Source organism: Mesorhizobium sp. CC13 (assembly GCF_039907765.1).
In the GTDB taxonomy this organism is placed as follows: domain Bacteria; phylum Pseudomonadota; class Alphaproteobacteria; order Rhizobiales; family Rhizobiaceae; genus Aminobacter.
Genome location: NZ_JARDJI010000014.1, coordinates 84,111 through 100,269, shown reverse-complemented (window position 1 = coordinate 100,269; position 16,159 = coordinate 84,111). Strand labels below are relative to the sequence as shown.

The window sequence follows — 16,159 nt, the reverse complement described above, 5'->3', positions numbered from 1 at the left end:
ATCAACATCTGCACATACGCGCTTAGGGCGATGTCGGTGTTTTCCATATTATCGTTTATATTCTTCACAATCAATGCAAATGAGATTATTTATAGAAAACCGGCTTCACTGACTGGATCATTGTTTAGTTATGGTAATGCCTATAATATATATCTAATATGTCTTTTTTCAATGTTTCTTACATCTGCTGCATTCACGATTGGATCCATTAATGGCTCTTCTGAATATCGGCGAAATATTGAACTTTCTAAGTACTCAGAGTCAGATATTAGAAATGCATTCTTAGTGTCTATAGTATTCTTCTGCATAGTTGCAATTATTTCTACAGTAATTCTTTGTGATATATTTTTATCTTTGTAATAAATCCTATTGTCGTACAGAATCTATGCGCAAAATGGGGGGGGATAGATGGGCATTTACATTGAAGGGAACGTCGGGAAGGGAATGGTCCAGGGTGTCGGGCTGTTCGGAGGGGGATTTTCGTATGGTGCTAAATATACATGGTCCTCGGACAATCCGTTCACCATCAGTCAAGAACCGTATGGTACCATCCAAGGGAGTTATTTGGCCTCTCTGTTGCGGGCACTGCAACACCATCTGGGATATCCGTCACCGGCGGAATAGGCGTTGACGTCGGCTCAAAACTTACACCTGGCGGATTTGGAACTTTTGGGCCCGGATACGATTGGGCAATCGAGAAATTTACGGTCGGGGGGTTCTTTGACTATGTGTCGCCGGCCCCCAATCTTGGGATGGGAGGAGTGCTTGGTGTCGGATTAGGTGCGACATTTAATGGGGTGAAGCCAGATGAATTTGTCCCCGGCAACCCAGGTAACACGCCATTCAGCATTGGCTCGTCACGTCCGATTGATGTTTGGTTAGGCAATGGTATTACGTACGTAAACAAAGGATACGCCTACACAGGTCCAGCGATAGAAAAGTTAAATGCAGGAAAACTTAAACCTTACGAGGGGTTTAACACGCCAAGAGAAATGATGTCACCTGCTGACTGGTCTAGGCAGAATAGGCCAGTCGAGGCCCCAGATAAAGCAGGCATGACTGGTGGCAAGTTTCCCGGCAAGGACCAAGATGACCGCGAGATGGCGCGCAGTCCGGCGTCAAGTTCTCCCGCAGGCTCCCGGACTCCGGTTAGCGGCATATCCCCCAATGGCCCGCGCTCCGAATCTACCCAAGCCGAGCGCGATCGCCGCAACGGTATGACGGGCGGCAAATTCCCCGGCAAGGATAAAGACGATTACGACATAGGCGGCCCAAGTCGCTCATCCAAGGACTCTCGCGCCACCGACCGTTCTGGCGGGCTGGGCGGACGGGACAACGACCGCGACAGGTCTCGAGATCGCACGCCAAGTGACAGGTCCCCTAGCAGGCTTCTCTGATTGGGGTCGGTGAGGTCAAGCTTTTCCTGTCTTTTTCCGGATCACGTCGCCCCGCGGGTCACTCGCTTCTCTTCGCGGTCGGCGCGGAGCCGCCGCATGATGGGGTCAGGAGAGCGAGGTGTCTCAATCTGTTGAACGACCTTGGAGAATTCGCCCAGGATCGTGCCTGCTAACGAGATCGCCTTGCCCATCGTCCCCACGGGAACGATCCGGATCACCCTCTCGGGCGAGCCACTGTCTGTGTTCGTTTTTGTTCCTTTGTTCCTTGGCCTATTTTCATGCCGATGCGGGGCCGGCGGCTTCCTTTCCAAAGCGGAATTCGGTTGCGTCGGCCCACATGCGATGCAGGACGACGGCCAGTTTGCGGGCTACCGCCACGCGGGCTCGCGCCATGCCGCGGCGTTTGGCGATGTTCATGCCCCAGGCGCGTAAGCTCGACCATTTCTTCGAGCGCACGAGCAGCGAATGTGCTGCCTCGTAGAGGGCGGTGCGGGCGAGCTCGTCACCGCAGCGGCTGACCTTGCCCGGTATGTCGGTCTCGCCGGACTGGTAGCGCGCCGGCGTCAACCCCAGATGTGCTCCCACTGCCCGCGAGGAGCTGAAGCGCTCCGGCCGGTCGATGGTAGCGCGGAAGGTGAGCGCGGTGATCGGCCCGACGCCGGGCGCGCTCATCAGTCGCCGACAGACGGCCTCCTTGCGCACGATGTCGAGAACCTGCTTGGTCAGGCGGGCGAACTCGTTGAGCATGGAGCCGAGGATCGAAAGCAGCGGCTCCACCATCACCATCGCCTCGGCGTCGGTGCCGGCCAGCTCGCGCACGCGATCGGCAAAGGAGGTGCGCGAGGGCGTGCCGAGCTTGACACCGGCCTCGCGCAGGATGGCGCGCACAACATTCTCTATGCTGCGCATCTCGTTCAGCACCGTGCGGCGGGCAACCAACAGCGCGCGCCATAACCGGCATTGCCGGCTCTTCACATGCACCTGCCGATACCAACCCGTGCGCATGATCTGCGCAAGCGCGCGGGCATCGTTGCGATCGGTCTTGTTGGGCATCGTCTTCATGACCGCATTGGCCTGGCGGGTCTCGATACAGATCGCTGGCAGGCCTTCGGCGCACAACCCATCGTGAAGCCAGGCTGTCAGCGAGCACGCTTCCAGCCCGATGCGCTCCAGCGGCAGATCGAGCTTCCGCAACGCATCGGACAAGGCCTGTGGTTCGCTCGCCGCTCGTGTTTCCTTCACGATCCGACTACTCTCATCGACGACGCAAATCGCGGTCTCTTCCAAAGACACGTCCAGTCCGGCAAAATACTTCACGGCTGCTCCTTCCCGATGTTTGGTAAGCGGTGTTTTCCTCCCACATTGACTAAGCGCGAAAGATCGTACCGATTATCATCGCTGCTTGATTGATGGCATGAATGCACCGACCGGGACGAGCCTTTGCGCGTTGATGAAGGAGCTGTTCCACCCCATCCCGGTCGTAAAGCTGCAAGCAAGCGGGGCCTGCAAGCAACCGATTCATAAGCACAGTGGTGCCGTCGTGGCTAAGCAACAGCGCCAGCGCGTTTTCAGGGCTGCGCCTTCACCGGAAGTCGGAATGGCGCGCCTAGACGGTTGAAGGCGTTCATAGCTGCAATCGTGATTGTAAGGTCTACCAAATCTTTAGGCTCGAAAACTGCCGAGACAGCAGCATAGGCTCGGTCAGAAGCATGTGTCTCGCTGACAAGCGTCACCTCCTCGGCCCAGGCCAGCGCCGCGCGGTACTGTTCGGAGAAAAGATACGGCACCTCTTCCCATACCGGGACCAGAGCGACCTTGTCGGCTGCCATGGTCTTCAGCAGATCGCGGGTGTGCAGGTCGATACAATGTGCGCAGCCGTTGATCTGCGATACGCGCAGGAACACGAGATGGATAAGTTCCTCAGGCAAATTCGTGTTGTGTGTGACGTAGTGATGGACGCCGAAAAGGGCCTTGGCTCCAGCGGGTGCTACCTCGTACCAGTTGAGGCGCGTTGTCTCATTCATGATGGTCTCCTGTGAGTTGCGCCAACAGCCGGCGCTGCTCGAGTGACGACACGGCGATGGGAGGCGTGACATCTCGACCTGATTTTATTTTGGCATGTGCCATGTCACACTTGCACGAACTCGCTCGTCCACGAGTCAAGCGAGCGAGTGCGAGGAAAGTGGCATGTGGCACAACGGCAGGAACGCAACGAATCGGTCTCATGACATCCGCGAGGGGGTGATGGCCAATGAAGCGAGCGCTGATGTGCCGCTTAGCGACCAAAGAACCGTAGAATTCGAACTGGATCGCAAACGCTTGCTGCGTCTGAGCTACCGGATGCTAGGGTCGATCACGGAGGCGGAAGATGTCGTGCAGGATGCGTGGTTGCGTTGGGTACGCGTTGAAGACGAAGTCCGTACTCCGACCGCCTATCTCACTCGCATCGTCACCCGACTATGCCTTGATCGGATGAAGTCGGCGCGAGCGCGCCGCGAGATCTATGTCGGCCCATGGCTACCAGAGCCTTTGGTCGAGCCTCTTGATGCGCAAGAAGCCATTGCTGACGATGTCACTGTGACGCTGATGTTAGCGTTGGAGCGACTTTCGCCGCTAGAACGAGCGGCCTTCCTGCTCCACGAAGTGTTCGACGTGGCGCTGACCGAGGTCGCGGTCGTGCTTCATCGTGAACCTGCCACCGTTCGGCAACTTGCTTCTCGCGCACGCAAGAATGTTCAGAATGCACGACCACGATACAGCGTCGGGGCGGCAGAGGCTGATGGAATTGCGCGCGCTTTTTTTGCGGCTTCGCGTGACGGCGATGTCACCGCGCTTTCGGCGTTGCTTGCGCGCGATGTCGAGATACATAGCGACGGCGGCGGCAAGGTGCTGGCGTTCCGAGAAGTCATCCGCGGCTTGGAACGTGCACTGCGACTCTTCGTTTCCGCTCAGCGAAAGGCCGCGACTCCGCCCACCTTGCTGCGAACCGCAACTATTGACGGCCTGCCCGGGTATGTAAGCCTTGATTCAAATGGTGGGCTGCAAACAACAGCTCTCGGCATTCGCGACGGTAAGATTTTCGCGATCTATATCGTCAAAAACCCGAATAAGCTGACGCATATTGACGTTTAAGATCGCCGCTGCGGCGCTTCGAGCGCCCGGCCGCACAGCATTCATCTAAGCGGTATTCTCAGGCCACGGGCTTGGTTTCTGGCTGGTCGGAAGGCCCAAGGCAACAGGTCGTCGAGCTGACTATTCGGGTGGCCATTGACGATTTTGCTGATGACGTCGGCCAGATAGGCAAGTGGCTCAACGTCATTGAGCTTGGCCGTTTCGATGAGCGAGGCGATCGTTGCCCAGTGTTCGGCCCCGGCGTCGGAGCCTGCGAACAAGGCATTCTTCCGATTGAGGGCGATCGGCCTGATGGAACGCTCGACAGTGTTGGAGTCGATCTCGATGCGACCGTCATCGATGAAACGGGTCAACCCGTCCCAGCGTGAGAGCGTATAGCGGATGGCTTCGGCGAGCTTGGTCTTCTGGCTGATGAGGGAGAGTTGTTTGGTCAGCCAAGGCGCAAGACTGTCGATGATCGGACGGCTCGTTTCCTGTCGGACGGCGCGGCGTTCCTCATGGGTGATGCCGCGGATATCGTCCTCGATTTTGTAGAGTTCGGCGATACGCCTGAGCGCTTCGCTGGCAATGGGTGCAGGAGCGGCGGCCGACAGCTCATAGAAGCGCCGGCGCACATGGCTCCAGCAGAACGCCAGAAACACGCTGTTGCCGGCGGCGAGCGCGCGATAGCCCACGTATCCGTCCACCTGCAGGACACCGACGAATCCATCAAGATGCGCCATCGGGCGTTCGCTCTTGCGATCGGGCGCATAGACATAAATGACGCCGGGCGGATCGGCTCCCTGCCATGGCCTGTCGTCGCGAGCATAGGCCCAAAGCTGCCCAGTCTTCGTCTTTCCCCGACCCGGGTCGAGCACTGGAGCGGTCGTCTCGTCGGCGAAGAGCTTGGACGAGGCCTTCAGATGCTCGAGCAGCCTTTGGTGAACTGGGCGCAGATGCCAGGCGGCTCGACCGACCCAGTCAGCGAGTGTTGAACGGTTGAGATCGATCCCCTGTCGCTTGTAAATTTGCGCCTGCCTGTAGAGCGGTAAGTGGTCGGCATATTTAGAGACAAGCACCTGGGCAACGGTCGCCTCGGTCGGAATGCCACCCTCGATCAGCCGCGTGGGAGCTGGAGCCTGGACGACGACTTCCTCACAGACGCGGCAAGCGTATTTGGGGCGGCGCGTCACCAGAACGCGGAACTGGGCCGGCACGATGTCGAGCTTCTCGCTGACGTCCTCGCCGATCCGGTGCAGGCCGTTGCCGCAGCAGGGGCAGTCATGGCTCTCGATGTCGATGACCACATCGATGCGCGGCAGATGGGCAGGAAGTGAGCCGCGGTTTATCCGCCGTTTTGCGACCCGCTCCCGGTGCAGATCACTGGATGCATGCTCCTTCTCCTCCAGACCGTCCGTCTCGACCTGTTCGGCTTCTTCGAGCCCAAGGAGAAGCTGATCCTCCGGAAGCGTCTCGGCTCTGCGGCCGAAGCGGTGGCGCTGCAATTCCTTGATGATCTGGCGCAGCCGGGCATTCTCCGCCTCGCGCGAAAGCACCATGGCTCTGAGCGCGTTCAGGTCGTCCGGAAGCTCGTCGGCCGTCATCGTCATGGAGCGACAACAGCATAAGCCGGCGACCAAAACGAGGGCGTGGGTGAGCCTGATTCAATTGGTCGCATTGGCTATCCAGCCTTCTCCGGGGCGCGCGTCTCGATGGGCGCATGAACGCGCTTCCAATCCAGCCCCTCGAACAATGCCGAGAACTGAGCGGCCGTCAGGCGCATCGCACCATCCTGCATCTTGGGCCAATGGAACTCGCCATCCTCAAGGCGTTTGGACACAAGGCACACCCCGCTGCCATCCCAGAAAACCAGCTTGATCCGGTCCGCGCGCTTGGCCCGGAACACGTAGATCGTGCCGGAGAACGGGTCAGCACCCATCTCGGCCTTTACCAGCGCAGCCAGGCTCTCCGCGCCTTTGCGGAAATCGACAGGCCGGGTGGCGACCATGACCTTTACCGCTCCCGACGGCCCGATCACGACTGTGCCTTCACGGCTTGAATGACGGCGGCAATCGTGGCCGCGTCCGCTCCGGATGCGATCCTGACGAGCGTCCCGCCGATCTCCAATTCGATTGCGCCGCTGCTCGACTTCTTTCTCGATGCACGGGCCGGTTCAGGCTCTTTCGCCACAGGCTTCGTCGGCACATCCAGGATCGCCGACGCAAACATCGGAACATCCTCGACATCAGGTACAGTGTCCAGCGGCTTCCGGGCGAGCCGACGCCAGGTGAACAATTGCTGCGGGGTCAATCCATGACGCCGCGCCACGGAGCAGACCGTCACTCCCGGCTCATAACTCTCCGCGACGATCTGCGCCTTACGCTCGTCGCCCCACTCGCGCCGCCGGCCGCTGCCTGTGAAAACCTCGAACCGCCGCACCGGCTCTTCATCGCTGGATGTAAGCGTAAGCTGAGAAATCGACATATGTCCAAGCCCTTGTTCGGGGCTCAACATCGTCAATCACGCACTGATCCGGAAGGTGCGGTCAAAACACCGCTTACGATGTTTGTGGCGCTCCAAAGCGACCACGTTCTAACATCCTGACAGGAGCAGCCGCCCGCATCTGGGCTCGGGCGAGACCCCAATCACCCCATCTGTTGAAGAAGTCAGTCGCGCTCGCAGACGAAGCCTTATTCGTCGCCGTTGTGGATGTAGAAGTGGCCCACGAGGCGTCCTGCTGTGCCGATGGCAACCCATCCGCGACCGCAGGTCGGATCGTTCTCGTCGTTTCCCTCCCACGAGAACTCTGCGCAGGCCGAGCCGTCGCGGGCGCCGTAGCGGACATCGAGGAAGCCCCTCAGTGCGCCGAAGGCGATTTCGCCATCCGCCACGCCTTTGAACGTCAGATGCGCCGTGTCGACGAGATCGAGGAACTCATTGTCCCAAACGTCCATCTCGACAATGCGCCAGCGCCCGATGAAGGCCTTGGCGAAGGCGGGGACCTTAGCCATCAGCCGGTCTCCGCAATGAGCTTCGGCAATCGCACCAGATTGTAGGCGGCGGCGCTGAAGGTGAAGGCCCATCCGACACGGTCGCGGCCACGGAACTTGGTCTTCTGCTGCCCGGCGATGGTCTTGATCCAGCCGAACGCCTCTTCGATGCGCTTTCTGATGCGCTGGCTGATGGCATAGCCGCCGTGCCGGGTCGTGCGACGATCGATCGCGGAGCGGCGGCCGCTGGTGTTCTGCGCCACGTGCGGCGTCACCTTCATCGAGCGCAACTCATTGACGAAGTCTTCCGCGTCATAGGCCTTGTCGGCGCCGAGGGTGATCGCTTGCGACCGGTCGGCGCGGGGTTCGATCATATGCAGTGCGGCTACCCGCTCGGCATGCCCGTTGGCCTGTGTCAGGCAAGCGTCGACCAATAGGCCGTGGCGGTTCTCCATCAGCCCATGCCCCATGAAGCACAGCTTCGCCTCCTTGCCTGCCCCCTTGCGGTAGAGCCTGGCGTCGGGATCGGTGGTCGAGACGTGCGTCTGGTTCGTCCGCTTCTGGCCATGGAAGTCCGCTTCCGCGTTGCGCCCGCCGCCCTCTACCGGCGGCTCGCCCGAGCCATCGTCCTTCGGCTTGATGCTCTTCATCGACGCCCAGGCCTCGATCAGCGTGCCGTCGACCGAGAAATGATCCATGGATAGAAGCCGCTTCACCTTGGGCTGGGCCAGCACCGCAGCCAGGAACTTCGCCGCGATGTCACCCTCCAGCAGCCGGTCGCGATTCTTCGAGAACACCGAATGATCCCAGGCCGCATCATCGATGCCAATCCCGACGAACCAGCGGAACAAAAGGTCGTATTCCAGCCGCTCCATCAAGAGCCGCTCCGAACGGATCGAATAGAACGCCTGCAAAAGCATCGCCCGCAGCAGCTTCTCCGGCGGGATCGATGGACGCCCAATCGGCGAATACAGCGCCGCAAACTCCCGCTCCAGCGCCGACAGCGCCTCGTTCACCATCACTCGGATGGCGCGCAGCGGATGACTCCGCCGAATCCGCGCCTCAAGGTCCACGTAGCTGAACAGTTCGCCAGTCCGATCGTCCCCGCCGCGCACCGTCACCCTCCGAATCTCGTCGGAGCCAATGAATCACGGTCACCACCTTGCGGCGAGCGCCTTTTTCAACAGATGGGGTGATTGGGGTCTCGCCCGAGCCCAGATGCGGGCGGCTGCTCCTGTCAGGATGTTAGAACGTGGTCGCTTTGGAGCGCCACAAACATCGGGAAGGAGCAGCCGTGAAGTATTTTGCCGGACTGGACGTGTCTTTGGAAGAGACCGCGATTTGCGTCGTCGATGAGAGTAGTCGGATCGTGAAGGAAACACGAGCGGCGAGCGAACCACAGGCCTTGGCCGAAGGAGAGATTGCGGTCCCGCGACATCAGCCACGCGAGCCGCATTCCGATCTCCGGATGCTCTCTTGATAGCCGGCTGAAGTTCCCGCGCGGGATGACGCAGACAACGGCGTCTGTGAGCGCCCGCACTCCGTAGGTCGCTGGCGCCCCACGCGCCGGAGGTGCGTATTCCGGTGATGCCGGACGGCTATTCCAATCTGAAGCCGGACAGGTATTCCGATCTCATGCCGGACACGATTCCGATTTGAAGCCGGACAGTTGGCCCCTGGGTCGTATGTGTTTTTGACCTGAACCGCGTTTCGCGGTCAAGCTAGGGTTGTTTGGTCGGTGATCAGGGCTTTCTGTTTTCGCATGCTCTCGCCGCTGAGCTCGATGCGATAGGCGTTGTGTACGAGCCGGTCGAGGATGGCATCGGCAATGGTTGGATTGCCGATCATGTCGTACCAGTGATCGACGGGCACCTGGCTGGTAACGATGGTGGATCGCTTCTCGTATCGGTCCTCGATGATTTCCAGGAGATCGCGACGCTGCTCGTCGTTGAGCTTCTCCGGGCCCCAGTCGTCGAGGATGAGCAGGTCGGTTCTGGCCAGGGCCTTGAGGACCTTCGGATAGCGGCCGTCGCCGCGCGCCAGGGCAAGTGTGGCGAAGAGCCTGGGGAGGCGATGGTAGGCAACGGAGAGGTCCTCGCGGCATGCCTTGTGTCCCAGCGCGCAGGCAAGCCAGCTCTTTCCGACGCCGGCCGGACCGATCAACAGCAGGCTGTGGCGCTGCCGGACCCAGTCGCAGCCGGCCAGCTTCATGAAGAGATTGCGGTCGAGGCCGCGGGCGGCGCGGAAGTCGATATTTTCGATCTGGGCGTCATGGCGCAGCTTTGCGGCGCGGGCCCTGGCCTCGAAACGCTTTTGCCGGCGCATTGTCGCCTCACGTTCGAGAAGTAGGGCGAGCCATTCGCCATGCTCGAGGCTTCTGGCTTCCGTTTGCGTCTCGAGTTCCTGATAGGCACTGGCCATGCCTGTCAGGCCGAGTTCGCGCAGCATGTCGATGGTTGGGTTGATCAGCATCGTTCGTTGTCTCCTCAATGAAAGTAGCCGGGGCCACGCAGATTGGCGTGCTCCATGACGGCAGCAGGTTCGGTGGAATGCCTTGTGCTGTGGGTGGCGATGAGCGAGGCGATGGTCTTGCAGGTCAGGCCGCCAATCTCCACGGCGCGCGCCGAAACGGCCTCGGCGCGGTCGCGGGTGATGTCGCGATAAAGGCGCAGGATGCCGAGGCATGTTCTGAAGCCTTGCTCGGGGTGTGGCCGGCTGGCGAGGATGGCAACAATCAGCCCTTCGGTCTGCGGACCGATGGACGCGCCCCAGCGCCGAAAGCGCTCCGGTGTCCACTCGGCATATCGGCGGTGCGAGCTGGGCATGTGCGCGGGGTCCGTTCCATAGCGCGGACCGCCATAGCGGCGCTGATGCGCAGCGACGCGTTTGCCGCGATGGAAGATCTCGATCATCCGCGCTGTCGCCCGGGTATTGACCTGCTGACGGATGAGGGCGTGCGGCACGGAATAGAAAAAGCTCGGGAACTCGACGTGATAATCCGTCGACACCCGCGCCAAGCGCCATTCGGCGAACTCGTAATCCTCGGCAGGCAGGCTTGCGAGCGCGGCGCGTTTAACCGTCTCGAAGAGATGCCGGCGGCTGACGCCCAGCCGGCGCATGACATGATTGTTGATGCGCTCCAGCACACCGGCGATCGCGGCATTGGCCTCTGTAAGCGAGAAGAACGTTTGCTTGCGCAAGCGGCCGAGAATGCAGCTCTGGGCGAAGCGCACGCCGTTTTCGACCTTGGCCTTGTCCTTCGGACGCCGCGGCCGCGCCGGCAAAACACCGACACCGTAGTGGGACGCCATCATGCCGTAGCTGCGGTTGATCTCGGGATCGTAGAAGCTTGCGCGGCTGACGCCGGACTTCAGATTGTCGGGCACGATCAGGCGGGGCACGCCACCGAAGAAGGCGAACATGCGCACGTGCGAGCCGATCCAGTCCGGCAAGGTCTGGGTCCAGGTCACCTCGGCGAATGTGTAGCTCGACGCGCCGAGCACGCCGAGGAACAGCTCCGCCTCGCGGATCTCGCCGGTCTTGCGATCGACGATCGGCACCTTCTTGCCGGAATAGTCCACGAAGACCTTGTCGCCGGCAGCATGCTCCTGGCGCATCGTCGGCGAAAGGCGCTGCTCGAAACCGCGGAACAGCTCGCAGAAGCGGCTATAGCCATAACCATCAGGATGGACGCTGCGATATTCCTCCCACAGGATCAACAGCGTCACGCCGGGCTTCTTCAGCTCGATGGAAAGCTCCGCCCAGTTCGGCTCGTGACGTCGCCGTTGGCCCTGTTTGACGCCGGCGCGGATGAAAAGCCGATGCTCCAGAGCATCGTCTGTCAGTTCTCCTGGCAATGGCCAGTTCAACCCAGCGGCCTTAGCCCGATCCAGGTTATCTTGCACCGTGCTTCGGGCAACCCCGAGCACCACCGCAATCTCGCGTACGCTTGTCCCGCCGGCAGAGAGCCGAAGCATCTGTCGTATGTGTCGCATGGTCAGCCTTCTCTTTAACGGCATGAAATTCCCCTCGTGGATACTGAGGAGGTTCATGCCAAGGTTGCTGACCCAAAGGCATCGTCACGACGGAAAAACCGTCCGGCAATTGATTGGAATGCTGTCCGGCTTCAGATCGGAACGCTGTCCGGATTTTGATCGGAATCCCATCCGGTTAATTCCTGGAATCCGCAGTCAACGCGCATCCGACCTGGAGCGGTGCTTCCGATGTCAGCATGCGGACCCGCAGTTTCAACTTCATTGCCTTTGGTGTTCTTGCCGCCCAAGCCCGTTCGTCATTTCGGAATGGTGTCACCGAACTGCTAATGCCTGAAAATGGTCTGATAGCACTCAACGCCCCACTGACGCCACGCCGTATCGGCTCCCTCAGCACGAGGACGACGCATCCTCACTTCCTGGCATCGGTGCAGGCAATACTCACGCAAGTCGGCCTCGAGGTGACAATCAGAAATCCTTACGAAGCCACCACGAAGGGAGAGATGGTCCTCAGAATGGCGAGCTATCCAGGCTTCGAACGTATCGCCAGCGAGACGGTCTCGTGCGGCAAGTGGAAGCGGACGAATCGTCAATGCGGGAGGTGCGTTCCCTGCCTGATCCGCAGAGCGTCCTTCTATGCCGGGGCCGTCGACGACAAGACTGACTATGAGGATGCCGACATTGCTCAGGTGATGTCCGATGAAGATAACCGCGATGACCTCGTTGCGATGATGACTGCGGTTCAGCGACTTGCAACGGAGAACATCGGAAGATGGGCGGCTCGCTCCGGGCCATTGCCGATTGACCCTCAAAGACGAAGCGACATACTGGATGTGCACCGACGTGGGCTGACTGAGGTCGGCAATTTCCTCCGAGATAGCGGACTTTCGGTTTGATCGATTTTCACTGTCACCTTGACCTCTATCGTGATCCTGAGTTGGCAGCTGAGGATGCGAATAGGGCTGGTGTGTACGTTCTGTCCGTGACGACCACCCCGAAGGCATGGCGTAAGACGACGGCGTTGGCGAAGGGAAAGCCTCGAATTCGCACGGCTCTAGGGCTGCATCCCGAGCTGGCCGGTGATCGATTTGGCGAGCTCGCCTTGTTTGAAGCCTTAGCAACGGAAACAAGGTACTTCGGCGAAATCGGCCTCGACGGCTCCCCCCAGTTCAAACCCACACAGGACCTCCAACTACGCGCGTTCGAGTTGATCCTGCGAACGGCATCGACGATGGGTGGCAAGATTCTGTCAATCCATAGCAGACGTGCTGCTGGAGACGTGCTCGACGCTCTTGCACGCTTTCCGTCGTCCGGCACCCCGGTTCTCCACTGGTTTAGCGGAAACAGCAAAGAGTTACAGCGGGCCATTCGTTAAGGTTGTTGGTTCAGCGTCGGGCCAGCGATGCTTAGAACCACTAACGGCCGCACGATTGCTCAAGCACTACCGAGGAATCGGGTGCTCACCGAAACAGATGGCCCTTTCGCAATGGATCGTAGCCGCCCGTTACAACCGGTAGACGCTTGGATGGCCGTCGAGGAATTGAGGCGCGCTTGGAACCTGGACTCGGGAGCCATGCATTATCAACTCAGAGAAAACCTGCGAGTTCTGTCAGCATCAATACCCGATGGCTCTGTCCACGAATGAAGGGAGGTTCATAAAGGCTATGGGCTGAACCGGATGCATCCGCGTGACGGGACATGAAGTGGACCACTTTACGAACTTGACGAGATTGACGAACGTCGCCATATTGGAGCGCAAGAGGTGCGACATGGCCAACATCAAGACCAAACCAAGCCGGCGCGGCCCCAAGCGGTCGACAGGAAATTCTTCGCAGGCAATGCTCACGACCGCATTCATGACGAATGCGGTCGCGGCGCTGCCTAAAGGCGCGGCCGGGGTTACTTTCCGTGCCCCGCGTAATATTGTCGAGGTAATTTCGACAAAGCCGGCCAAGATAAAGCCGCTACTGGCTGGTTATGGGAAGGCGATGGCCGAGAGCCAAGCGGCGGGTCGAGCGGTGAGTTTCCGTGTTAAGGTTGACCCAACGGGCGATACTACCGTCACTCCAATGGAAGAGCCGGTGGCAGATGCCGCCGACGATTTGGCGGCAGCGCTCGATGAGGCACGTGCGCGCGGTAAGGTGCACGCCGCAACGATCCTCGCTCGAGAGGACATGCTGAGCGCGGATAAGTTCGCCATGTTGCTAGGCACCAGTCGAATGACGGTCAACACCAAACGTCAAAACCATCAGGTGCTGGGTCTCGATGGTGCCAAGCGCGGCTTTCGCTTTCCGGCCTGGCAGGTCGGGGAGGACGGAAAGCCGTTTGCGGCCCTTCCGCGTCTCTTCGAGCGACTCGGCGGTGGCCCGTGGTCGGTATATCGTTTTCTCGTCCAGTCCCATCCAGAGCTCGACGGCATGACGGGTCGCGAGGCGTTGCGGCGCGGCAAAGCGGATGAGGCGCTAGCCGTTGCTGACAGCATTGCCGACGGCACCTTCGCCTGAGTGCCCGGGCTAGATCCTCCATCGGGGTTCGCGACTGTCGCGCTAGATAGCGCGACAGTCGACGCCGGTGCGCAATTCGGGCGCATCTTCTTCACGCGCTTCAAGGATCCGCTCGGATTCAGCAAGAGCCCAAGCCGTTTCAGCGATCCTCGCCGCCGTGCGACTGCCAATCGCTTTGGCGTTCTCTATCTCGGCAGCAGCTTGAAGGTCTGCTTTGTCGAGGCGGTGCTGCGTGATCAGGGCGATGGTCGTGTCGGCGATCTGCTCCTCGACGAACGGGACCTCACCGTGCGCAGCTATGCATTGGTTGAGGTTACCGCGGCGTTGTCGCTCGTCGACCTGCGGGGCGACGGTCCCTTGCGAATGGGCATTCCCAGCGATGTCGCACGCGGTTCGAAGCAGAGCCTGGCGCGCCGTTGGTCAGTAGCGATTCACGACCACCCGGCGCAGCCAGATGGAATCATTTACCCGTCGCGGCTGAACGGCGAGACAAATCTGGCAATATACGGTCGGGCAGTTCCGAAGCTGCGCGCAGTGACGCACGGACCCCTTCTCAAGGAACCCGGGCTCGCGGCAGTGCTGCGCGACTTGAAGGTCGGGGTGCAATGATGTGGGGCTGGTATTGTTCGGGAACCGACGCCGTCCGTCTCCTTGCTGAAACGTTGGGCTTGAATGCTGGCGAGATGCGCACGACTATTCTGAAGAATCTGGCGTCGCTTGTGGCTCGGCCGCCAGCCAGGGCGAGCAATGAAACTATCTCGAGGCGTTGAGCAGAAGCCGAAAGCCGACGACAAATACACGGCATTTGCCGATCTGGCCGCGCGTGAGAAGCTGGGTGTCGACTACGATATCTCGGCAATGGATCGCGGTTCGGCTGTGGCGATCGTCGCGCCACATGGTGGCCGGATAGAGTATGGTACGTTGCAACTGGCCACCGCCGTCGCGGGCGACGATTTCTCACTTTATCTGTTTGAAGGACTCAAGCCGAACCGGCGCCATGGCGCCCTGCATATCAAATCCGAATATTTTGACGAGGACCAATGCCTTCAGTTGATCTCGAAGGCTCAGATCGTGATCGGCATGCATGGACGCGCGGACGGCGACGACCCAGAGACGATCTGGGCCGGCGGTCGGGGCAAGGAGTTGCGCGACGCAATTTCGCTAGCCTTGCGGAGTGCGGGCTTCAAGGCCATCACGTCCGGCCATCGGCTCCCGGGTGAGCACAAGAACAACATCTGCAACCGCGGTATAGGTAAGGCGGGCGTGCAGCTCGAGTTGCCAAAAACGCTGCGGGACGCGCTCGTTGCGGATCCCGAACGCCGCGCGCTGTTTTCCGACGCGGCCTGCAAGGCGATTGCGGATCATCTTGGCCAGCAGGGCACGGATTGAAAACTTGACGGCGGCCGCCAAACTCACAGCCACCGGGATCACGGCTTTGGCTTGAACGCCCATACCGGGACTTGTTTCTGCCTGCCGTACAGGTGGTCGGCTGTAGAAAGCAATCAGCGACACCGTTCCGTCAGAGGCGAAAGTTCAAAATTGGACTGAACGCCCCTGCGGTCCAAGTTCGAATCCCGTCAGCGCAGGCCGTTACTTCTTCGGCTTCATCTGCGGACGATCTACTTCTGCAGCCTCGCTCTCAGCCTTGAGATCAGCAATCAGGGCTTCAAGCTCAGAAATATGCTCGGTGAATTCGTCGGGAAGGGGAACGGCTACCGTGTCGGCCGCCGGATTGTCATGGCTGTGAGTGTTTGCGCGGGTCATGCCCTCGTGGAATCGGATTGCCAGTGCGTCAGGAAAGCGAACGTAGCGCAACAGCTGGGTCCGAATGACATCAGTTCCACGTCGGACGATATCCCGGAAGATCACTTCCTCCACCACGCGCTCATAAGTGTCGCGCAGTCGGCCATAGAGATTCTTCACCTGATATTCGTACTCTGCCGGGCTCGCAGCATTCAGCTTGGGCAGTAAGAGCATCGCAAGAAGCTGATCGCCGAGACGGCGGATAGTTTTGAAGTGGTGCTGGCGCGTGACGACGATGCTGGGGCAGCACGTCTGGTTCACGCGCGCGAGTTGGCCGAAATTCGAACAACGCAGCGAAGCCTAGCCGAAAGTGCCGCCGCGATCGCTCGCACGACCGACCAACTTGTCCAGCGCGCTACGCG

General features: G+C 60.0%; 15 protein-coding genes and 2 pseudogenes. 7 read left to right on the top strand and 10 right to left on the bottom strand.

The window, feature by feature from the left end; genetic code table 11:
• Positions 1–1,673 precede the first annotated feature (1,673 nt).
• Positions 1,674–2,714, bottom strand: coding sequence for an IS110 family transposase (locus tag PV773_RS18120; RefSeq protein WP_347967691.1), 1,041 nt, complete (start codon positions 2,712–2,714; stop codon positions 1,674–1,676).
• A 251-nt stretch (positions 2,715–2,965) separates the two neighbouring features.
• Positions 2,966–3,421, bottom strand: a complete 456-nt coding sequence (locus PV773_RS18115; protein WP_095433221.1) for a carboxymuconolactone decarboxylase family protein — start codon at positions 3,419–3,421, stop codon at positions 2,966–2,968.
• Between the two features lie 220 nt (positions 3,422–3,641).
• Here PV773_RS18115 and PV773_RS18110 point away from each other — a divergent pair, with 220 nt between their 5' ends.
• The gene (locus PV773_RS18110) at positions 3,642–4,529 is read left to right on the top strand and encodes a sigma-70 family RNA polymerase sigma factor (protein WP_184327383.1); all 888 of its coding nucleotides are present in this window, start codon (positions 3,642–3,644) and stop codon (positions 4,527–4,529) included.
• A gap of 41 nt (positions 4,530–4,570) precedes the next feature.
• On the opposite strand, the gene PV773_RS18105 is transcribed toward PV773_RS18110, so the two are convergent.
• The 5 genes from PV773_RS18105 to PV773_RS18085 all read right to left on the bottom strand — a co-directional run bounded on the left by PV773_RS18105 (position 4,571) and on the right by PV773_RS18085 (position 8,613).
• Entirely contained in the window at positions 4,571–6,118 is a 1,548-nt protein-coding gene (locus PV773_RS18105; RefSeq protein ID WP_347967690.1) for an IS66 family transposase, read from the bottom strand.
• 71 nt (positions 6,119–6,189) lie between these two features.
• A complete protein-coding gene (gene tnpB, locus PV773_RS18100; protein WP_347967689.1) occupies positions 6,190–6,546 on the bottom strand; it encodes an IS66 family insertion sequence element accessory protein TnpB in 357 nt (118 codons plus the stop codon).
• Positions 6,543–6,992: a transposase gene (locus PV773_RS18095; protein WP_168600502.1), complete on the bottom strand. Its 450-nt coding sequence runs from the start codon at positions 6,990–6,992 to the stop codon at positions 6,543–6,545. The genes tnpB and PV773_RS18095 overlap by 4 nt, the downstream gene beginning before the upstream one ends.
• A 206-nt stretch (positions 6,993–7,198) precedes the next feature.
• Positions 7,199–7,519 carry a hypothetical protein gene (locus PV773_RS18090; RefSeq protein WP_347967688.1) on the bottom strand — a complete coding sequence of 107 codons (321 nt, stop codon included), beginning with the start codon at positions 7,517–7,519 and terminating at the stop codon, positions 7,199–7,201.
• Positions 7,519–8,613, bottom strand: coding sequence for an IS5 family transposase (locus PV773_RS18085; RefSeq protein ID WP_347967717.1), 1,095 nt, complete (start codon positions 8,611–8,613; stop codon positions 7,519–7,521). Before PV773_RS18085 ends, PV773_RS18090 begins: the two co-directional genes overlap by 1 nt.
• A 179-nt stretch (positions 8,614–8,792) precedes the next feature.
• Between PV773_RS18085 and PV773_RS18080 the strand changes: the two are divergent.
• Positions 8,793–8,909 (top strand): annotated as a pseudogene (locus tag PV773_RS18080) (IS110 family transposase); the annotation flags it as partial.
• A gap of 305 nt (positions 8,910–9,214) precedes the next feature.
• On the opposite strand, the gene istB reads toward PV773_RS18080, so the two are convergent.
• Both istB and istA read right to left on the bottom strand, forming a co-directional pair.
• Complete coding sequence (istB, locus tag PV773_RS18075; protein WP_347967687.1) at positions 9,215–9,970, bottom strand: IS21-like element helper ATPase IstB; 756 nt, start codon at positions 9,968–9,970, stop codon at positions 9,215–9,217.
• A gap of 14 nt (positions 9,971–9,984) precedes the next feature.
• On the bottom strand, positions 9,985–11,517 hold the full coding sequence (gene istA / locus PV773_RS18070; protein WP_347967716.1) for an IS21 family transposase: 1,533 nt from the start codon (positions 11,515–11,517) through the stop codon (positions 9,985–9,987).
• Between the two features lie 212 nt (positions 11,518–11,729).
• Between istA and PV773_RS18065 the strand changes: the two genes are divergently transcribed.
• From PV773_RS18065 to PV773_RS18045, 5 genes and pseudogenes are all read left to right on the top strand, one after another.
• Positions 11,730–12,386 carry a 7-cyano-7-deazaguanine synthase gene (locus tag PV773_RS18065; RefSeq protein ID WP_347967686.1) on the top strand — a complete coding sequence of 219 codons (657 nt, stop codon included), beginning with the start codon at positions 11,730–11,732 and terminating at the stop codon, positions 12,384–12,386.
• Positions 12,383–13,135: pseudogene (qatD, locus tag PV773_RS18060) on the top strand (Qat anti-phage system TatD family nuclease QatD). The gene PV773_RS18065 and the pseudogene qatD overlap by 4 nt, the downstream one beginning before the upstream one ends.
• A gap of 124 nt (positions 13,136–13,259) precedes the next feature.
• Positions 13,260–13,994, top strand: a complete 735-nt coding sequence (locus tag PV773_RS18055) for an XRE family transcriptional regulator (protein WP_347967685.1) — start codon at positions 13,260–13,262, stop codon at positions 13,992–13,994.
• Positions 13,995–14,603 carry an RES family NAD+ phosphorylase gene (locus PV773_RS18050; RefSeq protein ID WP_347967684.1) on the top strand — a complete coding sequence of 203 codons (609 nt, stop codon included), beginning with the start codon at positions 13,995–13,997 and terminating at the stop codon, positions 14,601–14,603.
• Positions 14,604–14,741: 138 nt separating this feature from the next.
• Positions 14,742–15,383 (top strand): poly-gamma-glutamate hydrolase family protein, encoded by a 642-nt coding sequence (locus tag PV773_RS18045; RefSeq protein WP_347967683.1) that lies wholly within the window; start codon positions 14,742–14,744, stop codon positions 15,381–15,383.
• 201 nt (positions 15,384–15,584) lie between these two features.
• On the opposite strand, the gene PV773_RS18040 is transcribed toward PV773_RS18045, so the two are convergent.
• Complete coding sequence (locus PV773_RS18040) at positions 15,585–16,058, bottom strand: hypothetical protein (RefSeq protein WP_347967682.1); 474 nt, start codon at positions 16,056–16,058, stop codon at positions 15,585–15,587.
• Positions 16,059–16,159: the final 101 nt, after the last annotated feature.

Excerpts from the sequence above, each read along its gene's own strand:
- istB (WP_347967687.1), bottom strand. The coding sequence starts at position 9,970 with ATGCTGATCAACCCAACCATCGACATGCTGCGCGAACTCGGCCTGACA.
- PV773_RS18065 (WP_347967686.1), top strand. The coding sequence starts at position 11,730 with ATGCGGACCCGCAGTTTCAACTTCATTGCCTTTGGTGTTCTTGCCGCC.
- PV773_RS18090 (WP_347967688.1), bottom strand. The coding sequence starts at position 7,519 with ATGGCTAAGGTCCCCGCCTTCGCCAAGGCCTTCATCGGGCGCTGGCGC.
- istA (WP_347967716.1), bottom strand. The coding sequence starts at position 11,517 with ATGCCGTTAAAGAGAAGGCTGACCATGCGACACATACGACAGATGCTT.
- PV773_RS18045 (WP_347967683.1), top strand. The coding sequence starts at position 14,742 with ATGAAACTATCTCGAGGCGTTGAGCAGAAGCCGAAAGCCGACGACAAA.
- PV773_RS18105 (WP_347967690.1), bottom strand. The coding sequence starts at position 6,118 with ATGACGATGACGGCCGACGAGCTTCCGGACGACCTGAACGCGCTCAGA.
- PV773_RS18095 (WP_168600502.1), bottom strand. The coding sequence starts at position 6,992 with ATGTCGATTTCTCAGCTTACGCTTACATCCAGCGATGAAGAGCCGGTG.
- PV773_RS18055 (WP_347967685.1), top strand. The coding sequence starts at position 13,260 with ATGGCCAACATCAAGACCAAACCAAGCCGGCGCGGCCCCAAGCGGTCG.
- PV773_RS18115 (WP_095433221.1), bottom strand. The coding sequence starts at position 3,421 with ATGAATGAGACAACGCGCCTCAACTGGTACGAGGTAGCACCCGCTGGA.
- PV773_RS18110 (WP_184327383.1), top strand. The coding sequence starts at position 3,642 with ATGGCCAATGAAGCGAGCGCTGATGTGCCGCTTAGCGACCAAAGAACC.